This is a genomic window from Flavobacterium sp., assembly GCF_049590715.1.
GTDB lineage: Bacteria > Bacteroidota > Bacteroidia > Flavobacteriales > Flavobacteriaceae > Flavobacterium.
Genome location: NZ_JBAWDL010000011.1, coordinates 1 through 7,836, shown reverse-complemented (window position 1 = coordinate 7,836; position 7,836 = coordinate 1). Strand labels below are relative to the sequence as shown.

Sequence of the window (7,836 nt, the reverse complement as noted above, 5' to 3'; positions counted from 1 at the left end):
TTGCTGAATATGTGACAATTCATCTGGCCAGGAACGCCCTTGAATTACATCTTTCAGTTTATCATACGTACCTACTTTGTCATACAAATAATCCATCTTTCCCATCTTTATGTAATTATAATATTGGTCTGGATTATACACCTCCGCCATCAAGAAAGCACCTGGATTTTTCATCTTAATCGATGAATTCAAATAACTCCAAAACTCAAACGGAACCAACTCCGCCATATCATATCTAAAACCATCCACCCCTTTCTTTGTCCAGTACAATGCAATGTCTCTAAACTTTTTCCAAGAATCAGGGATTTCCTTGTCTTTCCAAAAATCAAAATGCACTTTGTAGGATTCCGTATCATACCCCCAAGGCAAAAACGGAAAATCATAACCGCCATCAGGACGCACCCCGTAATTTATTTTTACCGTTTCGTACCAGTCATTGCGGTCGGGCTTAGCCAAACGAGAGCCATTTCCTGTCCATTTAGCTGGAATTTCAACAAACGGTTCGTGTTGCGAAGCATCGTATTCCCCACCTAGAGGCGGTACAATCTCAGGAACTTCAAACTGCGAATTCGGGATGTAATAAAAATTATTGTCCTTACTATATTCTACTGAGGTATCATCATTAGTCCCAAAGTCTTTCACCCCTCTCGGATTTGTTTTTCCCTCGTATTTACGGGCAATATGGTTAGGGACAATATCAATAATCACCTTCATACCCGCAGCATGCGTTCTAGCAATCAAATCCTCAAATTCCTGCAAACGATTCTCAGGTTTCACAGCCAAGTCTGGATTTACATTATAGTAATCCTTAACCGCATATGGCGAACCTGCTCGTCCTTTTACCACCGTAGGATGGTCATTAGAAATCCCTATAGCCGTATAATCATTGATCAATGCATGATGCGGCACACCCGTGAACCAAATATGTGTAACCCCTAGTTTTTTTATTGCTGTCAATGCCTTAGGCGTAAAATCCTTGAACTTCCCCACTCCATTTTCTTCAATCGTGCCCCAAGGTTTGTTAGTTGTTTTCGTATTCCCAAAAAGTCGTGTAAATACATGATATACTACTTTTTTAGTTTCTGCTGTAGTCTCTTTTCCTTTTTTCATTTTACGATTCTTAGTTAAATGGTATTTCAATTTTTTAAATATAGTTTATTTTGAAAACTATCCCAATTAAGAACGAATGATTTAACCGCTAATTCGCAAATTTTTATTTTCAACTGTTTAACATCCAAAAAATGAATTCAAAACGGACTCGAAGATGGAATTTATCCTTACAGACACAATCTTACCGAAAAAATGCTAAACGAAAACTTCGAAAAATCATTCTGAAAAATAGAAAAAGAAATTAAACCAATGGAACCAAAAAAACCTTGGTGGAAATTCTAAATAAAAAAAGCTAGCTTACAACAGCTAAAGTTTCGTTGTTGCAAAGTACCAATAAGGAAAATCGTGTTGAACGTAACCGCTCAACCTCCATCCTTATGGGGTTTTCGTTAAATGTGTTAGAATAATTTCAAAAGGCTATTGCGTTTTTTTTTGGAAAAGAACAATCCTACTATAACTAGCCTTTTTAGTATCTTTGTTTCTAATCGAACAGAAGTGTTCTACAGACTGATACCTTTTAAGTTTAGAATTTACTGTAAAGAAAATTTAGATTTCTCCCTCTTTTCGATTCAAAAGAAAACGCTAAGCTTAAATGTAAATACAGTAATGGTCAAGAAAATAAACAAAAGAATTTAATAGAAAAATAAAAAAGTATGTCTATAACGAGTGAACAAGAGTTAATGGGAATGAGAAAAGTAAGTGATTCTGTTGCTTACACTTTAAAGGAAATGAAAAATTTTGCTCAAGTTGGTAGGACAACTAAGGAAATTGATGATTTTGGAGGAAATATTTTAAAAGATTTGGGAGCTCATTCAGCACCTTTTGTAACTTATAAATTCCCTGGTTTTACCTGTATCAGTGTAAATAATGAATTTTGTCACGGAATTCCATCCAACAAAAGAATACTTCGTGAAGGCGATTTAATAAATATTGATGTATCAGCAGAGCTTGATGGTTTTTGGTCAGACAATGGAAATTCATTTGTAATTGGGGAAGATATTCATCAACATCAAAAATTAGTAGATGCTTCCAAAGAAATATTACAAAAAACAATAGACAACATTAAAGGTGGTGTAAAAATTGCAGATATCGGATTTCTAATGGAAAACGAAGCAAAAAAAAGAGGGTACAAAGTCATCAAGAATCTTGGTGGACACGGTATTGGACGAAGTTTACACGAAGATCCTGATGAATTATTAAACTATAGAAACCGATACGACCAAAGAAGATTTAAAAAAAACTCAGTTGTTGCCATTGAAACTTTTATTTCAACAACTTCATCACAAGCAGTAGAACTTAATGACGGCTGGACAATGGTAGGTAATAAAGGTGGTTTTATGGCACAACACGAACATACTATTGTTATTACTGATGGAAAGCCAATTATACTAACAGAAATGAACGGAGTTTGGAATTAATTAAAAACCTTAACCACTAACATACTACCCCTAGCATTCGATTTATAACAACTTCCTTTTTAATTTATAGTAAAAATATAGCGTTTGCAATCCAATTAAGAATCCACAAGTCTCTATTATGACCTAGAAGTTGAACAAAATTTGGAACTTCAATTAAAAATTCGGGAAAATGACAAAAATAACGATACATTCAGATTGCGGAAATTCCCCAAAAAAAGAATTTCTAAAAGAACTAAATATTGCTTTTGCAACAGGGAATTCTGATTTTATAACAGCGAATGTAACCGACAAAATTGTTTGGAATATTCTTGGTGACAAAAAAATCGAAGGAAAAGAAATGTTTACGAAGGAATTGAAAAAGATGGAAATAGAAAAAATAACGGAACTAATACTTGACCGAATTTTAACTCACGGAAAAGATGGTGCTGTTAGTGGCATTATGAAAATGCAGAATGGAAAAGAATATGCCTTTTCAGACTTCTACGAATTTAGCGGAGCAAAAGGAACAATAGTAAAATCAATAACATCATATATAATCAAACTATAGATTCAACATGACTAAAATTGACCCGATAATAGCAGTTAAGGATGTAAACGAAAGTTCTCAATGGTATCAAACCGTTTTTGGTTGCAAAAGGACTCACGGTGGAGATGAGTTTGCAGTATTAGAAGATGAAAACAATGAAACACTAATTTGTCTTCATAAATGGGGAGAACACAACCATCCAACAATGACAAATCCAAATATTGCTATAGGTAATGGATTAATTCTATATTTCAAAACAGACAGTTTGGAAACTATTCGAGAGAATATTAAGAAAATTGACTATCCTATTGCAGAAGAAATACACCTAAACCAAAATTCAACAAAAAAGGAATTTTCAGTACGAGATCCAGATGGATATTATATAACAATCACTGAATACCATCAATACAAGGGCTAAACAAAACAGTTCCTCCCTCTGGCATACGTTTTTAAAGAGTGTCTTTTTAATTTACAAAACCCTAGCCCTCTTTTTGGCTATAAAAACAACCTCTACCTAATTCATCAAGAATACCATGAAGACACATTCATTAAGAAAAGAAAATACAGATACAATCACTAGAGAATTACAATGGCTAAGTATTGTTATTGATACGCGATTTAAACTTTATTTTAATAATCCCACTGATTGTGTTTCTATTTTTGATGTAACACCCCCTGATATTTCAACTGAAACTTCATGCTATGCGTTGTCTATCAAACAATATAATTTAAACTTCTTTGAGCGTGTGATTCTTGCCCTTGCTTTAGCACCGCATTTTTGGCCTCACTTACTTGATGTTTTCTTTGTTAAGAATAATGTTTTCGATAGGGGTTTTAGTGAATTTGGTGGTATTGAAGGAAAACAACACAAGGGCTTTTTACCTACTGGAGAAACAGCCGCATTTATTTTGGCCGCCGATAACCTAGAAGATTGTTTTACTGTTCTTGACCTTTTTAGTAAAGATTCGTTTTTCAACAAGAACAATATCTTAAAACTAATTGATTCTCAGCCACAGGAACCCTATCTAAGCGGCATATTAAGTATAACAGAAAACTACTTAAACTATCTTATAGCGGGCTTACCCAATACACCAGAATATTCAATTAATTTTCAAGCAACACAAATTACAACTCCTTTGGAGTGGGGTGACTTGGTAGCTGACAATCCAACACTTGAACAGATCGGCAAAATAAAGGATTTGATCGAAACTAGAGCATTAGTATCAAATGAATTAGAGGCAATAAAAAAGAAACAATCTGGTTTATGCACCCTGTTTTACGGTCTTTCAGGTACTGGAAAAACCCTCACAGCAGCCTTAATAGGTAAATCAACAGGAAGAGCTGTTTTGCGTGTCGACCTGTCGCAGGTGGTATCAAAAAACATGGAAGAAACTGAAAAAAACTTAGCAAACATTTTTGACCAAGCTGAAAACAAAGACTGGATTTTATTTTTTGATAACGCTGATGCCCTTTTTGAAATTAATAATCCCACAACGGACTCAAACGAAAAATATAGCTTTCAACAAAGATCTTATGTCTTACAACGAATTGAATGTTATCCTGGTACAGTCATAATTGCCTCAAATACAAATTTGAAGATTGATGAAACCTTTACTAACAGGTTTGAGTCTATAATTCATTTTACAATACCCTCACCTGAACAACGTCTTAGATTATGGAAAAATTCATTTTCTGATCCTATATTCCTTGCAGATACCATTAAACTGGAAGAAATAGCCGAAAAATATGAACTTACTGGTGGTGCTATTTTAAATATCACCCGATACTGTATCCGTAAGGCGCAAGAAGAAGGACTTTATTTGTTATTAGAAGATCATTTATTAGAAGGCATTCGCCAAGAAATGACTAAGGATGAAAAAATATATAGCTAAAATCCATTTAATCTCTACTGCATTACAGCAATAAATCAAAGCGCAAAACCTATTATACTTTTCAAAAAGATAGTACCTTTGGGTCTTTGCAATTTAGACCCTCAAAAAATGACTTTTACTAAAACTACGGAGCAATCCTCAAAATACGAGCATTTAGAAAAAATGTCTGTCCATGAACTTTTGACAAACATCAACCAAGAAGACCAAACAGTACCTCTGGCAGTCGAAAAAGTAGTACCTAACATTGAAGCTTTGGTTACAGAAATCGTTGCTAAAATGAAAAAAGGCGGCCGATTGTTTTACATTGGTGCAGGAACTTCAGGACGTTTAGGTGTGGTCGATGCTTCGGAATGTCCTCCTACTTTTGGAGTGCCATTTGATATGGTTGTTGGGATTATTGCTGGTGGCGATACTGCCATTCGTAGAGCCGTAGAAAATGCCGAAGACAATGCTACCCAAGCTTGGATTGACTTACAAGAATTCAACATTAATACAAATGATGTCGTGATTGGAATTGCAGCTTCGGGAACGACGCCTTATGTGATTGGTGGTTTACAAACTTGTAATGAAAACGGGATTATCACAGGAAGTATTTGTTGTAATGCAGGTAGTCCTATTTCGCAAACGGCACAATTTCCTATTGATGTGGTGGTGGGACCTGAATTTGTTACAGGAAGCTCCAGAATGAAAGCAGGAACGGCACAGAAATTAGTTTTAAACATGATTTCGACAGCAACAATGATTCAGCTTGGAAAAGTAAAAGGAAACAAAATGGTCGATATGCAATTAAGCAATAGCAAATTAGTCGATCGTGGTGTCAAAATGATTATGGGCGAAATTCCTGTAAGCTATGACGAAGCAGCTACATTATTGAGTAAATACGGTAGCGTACGTAAAGCCGTTGACAACTGGAAATAAATTGTAAAAACAAGCGATAAAATTTAGGTTTTAAGATGGGAACAAATAAAGAGGTATTAGGCAGAGGAATAAAATATTTATCAGGGGCTTTACCCCTATTGTTTATTGGTCCATCAATCATTTATAATGCTTTTATGAATCAACAAAACGGTTGGCATTATTTGGTTTTGGCAGTTGGAGTTACAATTTGCATTTCGGCTGTAGTATTGATGTTCAAAGGGTTGCAATTTATCATGAAAGCCTTATTTAACGACTAATGGAAGAATTAATTCACATACAAAAGACTTTTGACAAGGTCGCTTTTATTAATAAAAGAGTCCACAATAGAGAATTTGAAGATTGCGTGTTTAAAAACTGTGATTTTTCGAATAGTGATTTCTCCAACAATACTTTTATGGATTGCGAATTTATTGATTGCAATCTCTCGATGACCAAATTGATTGGAACAGGTTTGAAAACGGTTTGTTTTACGAATTGTAAACTAATGGGAATCGAATTTCATGCTTGCAATGATTTTTTGTTCCAAGTAAGTTTCATAGATTCTGTTTTGGATTATGCTTCTTTTACGAATAAAAAAATGCCCAAAACTAAGTTTACCAACTGCTCTCTAAAAGAAGTAGCATTTATGAATACGGATTTATCTGCTTCTGTTTTTGAGAATTGCAACTTGGCAGGCGCTATTTTTAACGAAACCCAGTTGAAAGAAGTAAATTTTACTACTGCCTACAATTATAGCATTGATCCCGAATTTAACCCGATGAAAAAAGCGCGATTTGCGACGCAAGGAATTCCAGGTTTGTTGAGTAAGTATGATATTAAGATTGTTTAATTTTTATTTACAATACAGAGAACAGATCTTCATATAGCCTTAGCGCATTTTTTAACACATAGGATTATAGGCTTTTATTTTTTGGATAGGTCGCTTTGCTTAGGATAGTCAATCATAGCTTTGTGGTTATTTTTTTTTTTTTTGAACACAGAATTTAGAAATTATATCAATCTGATAAATCTACATGCTAATTGTGCATACAGGTATACGCAGATTTGCTAAAATAACTTTGTGAGCTTAGTGAAAACTTTGTGACCTTTTTGTTTTTAAAAACTTTGCGCCGTTTGCGGTTTGAATTAATAATCCAAAATTAACATTGATTTTTAGCAATTAGCATCCTTTTTTGTTAGCTTTGATTTCATCAAAATTTCATGCGGTTGAAAATCAACAAAATAATCACTAAAATTAAAGCTCCTTTTTATCAAGGACTAGGAATAAAGGCTATTATCAATGCCATTATTGTTAGTTTGTTGCTTACCATTTTTCCTGTTTTTGGAGTTGTTACCCTTTTATTGACTGTTGTTGCGCTTCGTTTTAAACTGAATTTACCTTTGATGATTATCATTAGTTATATTGCTACTCCACTGCAATACCTTTTGTTTATTCCTTTTATTCATCTTGGTGAAACCATTTTCAATATTCAGCATTCATTAATTAGTTTTAACGAAATTCAAAGAGGTTTCAATATTTCGTTTTGGGAAACCATTAGCGGTTTATTCTTCAAACTTTTTTATGGTGTTAGTGCATGGACATTAGTCGCACTTCCTATTAGTTTATTTTCTATTCTCCTGAATAACAAATTGATTCCTGAACGTAATAGGAATATTTAATTCTATTTTTTTTACCAATAAAAACTTCTCGTTACCATTTAATAATACTGAATTTAGTAAATTCGTTTGCATCTCAATTTTGGTAAAATGGAAATCAACGCAACTTATCTCGAAAGTATCAAAAAACAGTTTTTGTACTATAAAATCATTGGTGAAAATGCGATGGAACAAGTAGAACCGCAACAATTACTTTTTCAAACAAATGAAAATACGAATAGCATTGCCACAATTGTCAAACACATCTCAGGCAATATGCTCTCGCGTTGGACTGATTTTATGACTACAGATGGAGAAAAAGAATGGCGTCATCGTG

10 protein-coding genes are annotated in these 7,836 nt (G+C 34.0%); 9 read left to right on the top strand and 1 reads right to left on the bottom strand.

Translation table 11 applies throughout. The features are described from left to right. Nucleotides 1-1,110: alpha-amylase family glycosyl hydrolase (locus WBQ70_RS00565; protein ID WP_423909093.1), on the bottom strand; the 1,110-nt coding region annotated here is incomplete at its 3' end. Between the two features lie 653 nt (nucleotides 1,111-1,763). Between WBQ70_RS00565 and map the strand changes: the two genes are divergently transcribed. The 9 genes from map to WBQ70_RS00520 form a co-directional block, all read left to right on the top strand. Beyond that, complete coding sequence (gene map / locus WBQ70_RS00560) at nucleotides 1,764-2,528, top strand: type I methionyl aminopeptidase (RefSeq protein ID WP_423909091.1); 765 nt, start codon at nucleotides 1,764-1,766, stop codon at nucleotides 2,526-2,528. Nucleotides 2,529-2,697: 169 nt separating this feature from the next. Next, nucleotides 2,698-3,075 (top strand): nuclear transport factor 2 family protein, encoded by a 378-nt coding sequence (locus tag WBQ70_RS00555; RefSeq protein ID WP_423909088.1) that lies wholly within the window; start codon nucleotides 2,698-2,700, stop codon nucleotides 3,073-3,075. A 7-nt stretch (nucleotides 3,076-3,082) separates the two neighbouring features. Continuing rightward, nucleotides 3,083-3,472, top strand: coding sequence for a VOC family protein (locus WBQ70_RS00550; protein ID WP_423909086.1), 390 nt, complete (start codon nucleotides 3,083-3,085; stop codon nucleotides 3,470-3,472). A gap of 115 nt (nucleotides 3,473-3,587) precedes the next feature. Next, nucleotides 3,588-4,946: an ATP-binding protein gene (locus WBQ70_RS00545; RefSeq protein ID WP_423909083.1), complete on the top strand. Its 1,359-nt coding sequence runs from the start codon at nucleotides 3,588-3,590 to the stop codon at nucleotides 4,944-4,946. A gap of 108 nt (nucleotides 4,947-5,054) precedes the next feature. Further along, nucleotides 5,055-5,864, top strand: coding sequence for an N-acetylmuramic acid 6-phosphate etherase (gene murQ, locus WBQ70_RS00540; RefSeq protein ID WP_423909080.1), 810 nt, complete (start codon nucleotides 5,055-5,057; stop codon nucleotides 5,862-5,864). Between the two features lie 35 nt (nucleotides 5,865-5,899). Next, the gene (locus WBQ70_RS00535; RefSeq protein WP_423909077.1) at nucleotides 5,900-6,121 is read left to right on the top strand and encodes a DUF6095 family protein; all 222 of its coding nucleotides are present in this window, start codon (nucleotides 5,900-5,902) and stop codon (nucleotides 6,119-6,121) included. Next, on the top strand, nucleotides 6,121-6,693 hold the full coding sequence (locus WBQ70_RS00530; protein WP_423909074.1) for a pentapeptide repeat-containing protein: 573 nt from the start codon (nucleotides 6,121-6,123) through the stop codon (nucleotides 6,691-6,693). Before WBQ70_RS00535 ends, WBQ70_RS00530 begins: the two co-directional genes overlap by 1 nt. A gap of 377 nt (nucleotides 6,694-7,070) precedes the next feature. Beyond that, a complete protein-coding gene (locus tag WBQ70_RS00525) occupies nucleotides 7,071-7,523 on the top strand; it encodes a DUF2062 domain-containing protein (protein WP_423909071.1) in 453 nt (150 codons plus the stop codon). 87 nt (nucleotides 7,524-7,610) lie between these two features. Further along, on the top strand, nucleotides 7,611-7,836 hold a 226-nt coding region (locus tag WBQ70_RS00520), incomplete at its 3' end, for a DUF1572 family protein (RefSeq protein ID WP_423909069.1).